This window comes from Micromonospora endolithica (assembly GCF_003626595.1).
GTDB lineage: Bacteria > Actinomycetota > Actinomycetes > Mycobacteriales > Micromonosporaceae > Micromonospora > Micromonospora endolithica.
Genome location: NZ_RBAK01000034.1, coordinates 1 through 2,381, shown reverse-complemented (window position 1 = coordinate 2,381; position 2,381 = coordinate 1). Strand labels below are relative to the sequence as shown.

Annotated in this window: 2 protein-coding genes; both read left to right on the top strand. The window is 75.3% G+C overall.

The features are described from left to right. A partial coding sequence (locus tag D7223_RS32325; RefSeq protein ID WP_120733492.1) for a beta-ketoacyl reductase occupies nt 1–2,163 on the top strand: 2,163 nt, incomplete at its 5' end. Beyond that, a partial coding sequence (locus D7223_RS32320; RefSeq protein ID WP_147442484.1) for a polyketide synthase docking domain-containing protein occupies nt 2,156–2,381 on the top strand: 226 nt, incomplete at its 3' end. The genes D7223_RS32325 and D7223_RS32320, both read left to right, overlap by 8 nt.

Sequence of the window (2,381 nt, the reverse complement as noted above, 5' to 3'; positions counted from 1 at the left end):
CACACCCTCGGCACCACCACCTACCTCGAAATCGCCCCCCACAGCACCCTCACCCCACACCTACACCACCCCCTCGACCAGCCACACACCATCACCAGCCCCAACCCCCACCACGCCCGCACCCAACTCCACCTCCACGAACCACCCGACACACCCGCCCCCCACCAAACGCCCCCGCCCACCTACCCCTTCCAACACAGCTCCTACTGGCTGGCGCCGGCGCGGCGCACCCGGCCGGCCGAGTCCGACGACCTGCTGTACCGGGTCGCCTGGGACCGGCTCGACGTGCGCCCGGGGGTCGCGCTCGCGGACACCTGGCTGCTGCTCACGTCGGCCGGGGCCGACGGCGGCCGGCTGCGGGACGCGCTCGCCGCGCACGTCGGCGTGGAGGTGGTCGAGGTGGACACGGCGACGGTGGACACCGACTGGTTCACGGCTCGGATTGCGGCGGTGACCGGCGGCGGCGCGCGGATCGGCGGCGTACTGTCGCTGCTCGCCCTCGACGAGACGCCGCATCCGGACCACCCGGCCGTCCCGCGCGGGGTCGCCGCCACCCTCGCCTTGGCGCAGGCGATCGCGACCGCGCCGGCCGGTGGGCGGCTCTGGGTGGCGACCCGCGGCGCGGTGCGGACCGGCACCGATGACCCGGTGATGCGGCCGGGCCAGGCGCAGGCGTGGGGCATCGGGCTGGCCGTCGGCCTGGAACTCCCGGATCGCTGGGGCGGCCTGCTCGACCTGCCGGCCGCGCTGACCGTCGACGACGCGGCCCGGGTGGTGGACCTGCTGTCTGGCGGCGAGGACCAGGTCGCCGTACGCGCCGGGGTGTGCCTGGGCCGCCGGCTGGTGCGGGCGCCGTCGTCGCGCGAACCGCGCCCGGTGGCCGGCGGAACCGTGCTGATCACCGGTGGCACCGGGGGCATCGGCGCGCAGGTCGCCCGCTGGTATGCGGCCCACGGCGCCGAGCACCTGCTCCTCGCCGGGCGGCGTGGTGTGGACGCGCCGGGCGCCGCCGAGCTGGTCGAGGAGCTGACCGCGTCCGGCGTGAAAGTGACCGTGCAGACCTGCGACGTGACGTCCCGCGCGGACGTGGACCGGCTGCTCGCGGCCGTGCCGGTGGATGTCCCACTCGGCACCGTCGTGCACGCCGCCGGCGCCGCGCAGCCGCTGGAGCCGGTGACCGAGATCGGCCTGGCCCGGTTCGCCGGGGTGATCGCCCCCAAGGTGGCCGGCGCGACGAACCTGGACGAGGCCCTCGGCGACACCCCGCTGGACGCCTTCGTGCTGTTCTCCTCCGTGTCGGCGGTCTGGGGCACAGGCCGCAACGCGGCGTACGGGGCGGGCAACGCGTTCCTGGACGCGTTCGCGGCCGCGCGGCGCGAGCGGGGCCGCACGGCGACGTCGATCGCGTGGGGTGCCTGGTCCGGTGGCGGAATGTACGAGATCGAGGGCATCGCCGACTTCATGAAGCGGCGCGGCGTGCGCGCGATGGCACCGCACCGGGCGCTCCAAGCCCTTCAGCACGCACTGGCCGAGGACGGGGCCGGCGCGGTCGTCGCGGACATCGACTGGCGGCGGCTGGCGCCCGCCCTCACCTCGAGCCGGCCGAGCCCGCTGCTCGCCGGTCTGCCGGAGGCCCGCGAGGCGAGCGCGGCGCCGGCCGCCGAGGACGCACCCGCCGCGAGGCTGGCGCACCTGCCGGAGCGGGAACGGCTGGACGCGCTGGTCGCGCTGGTCCGTCCCGAGGTGGCGGCGGTGCTGCGCCAAGACGTGGCGAACGTCCCGGCCGACCGCGCCTTCACCGATCTGGGGTTCGACTCGATGACCTCGGTCGAGCTGCGCAACCGGCTCGCCGTGCTGGCCGGGCGGCACCTGCCGGTGAGCCTCGCTTACGACCACCCGACCCCGGCCGCGGTGGCCGCGTTCCTGAGTGCCGAGCTGGCCCCGGCGACCGCCCCCCTCGACCCGGAGAGTGCGCTCGCCGCCCTCGAACGGTCGGCCGCCGACCTGGCGGCGGACCCCCGGTCGGCGCGGCGGCTCGCCGACCGGCTCGACCTGCTGGCCCGCCGGATGCGAGGCGAGCCGGCGGACAAGCCGCTCGACTCGGCGTCCGCGGAAGAGATCTTCGACCTGATCGACCGCGAATTCGGGGACGGCAATGGCTGACAACGAGGAAAAACTGCTCGCCTACCTGAAAAAGGTGACGGGTGATCTGCGGCAGACCCAGCGCCGGCTGCGCGACGCCGAGGAGGCGCAGAGCGAACCGATCGCGATCGTCGCAGCGGCATGCCGCTTCCCCGGCGGCGTAAGGTCCCCCGAAGACCTCTGGGACCTCATCGCCGCCCAGCACGACGCCATCGGCGACTTCCCCACCAACCGCGGCT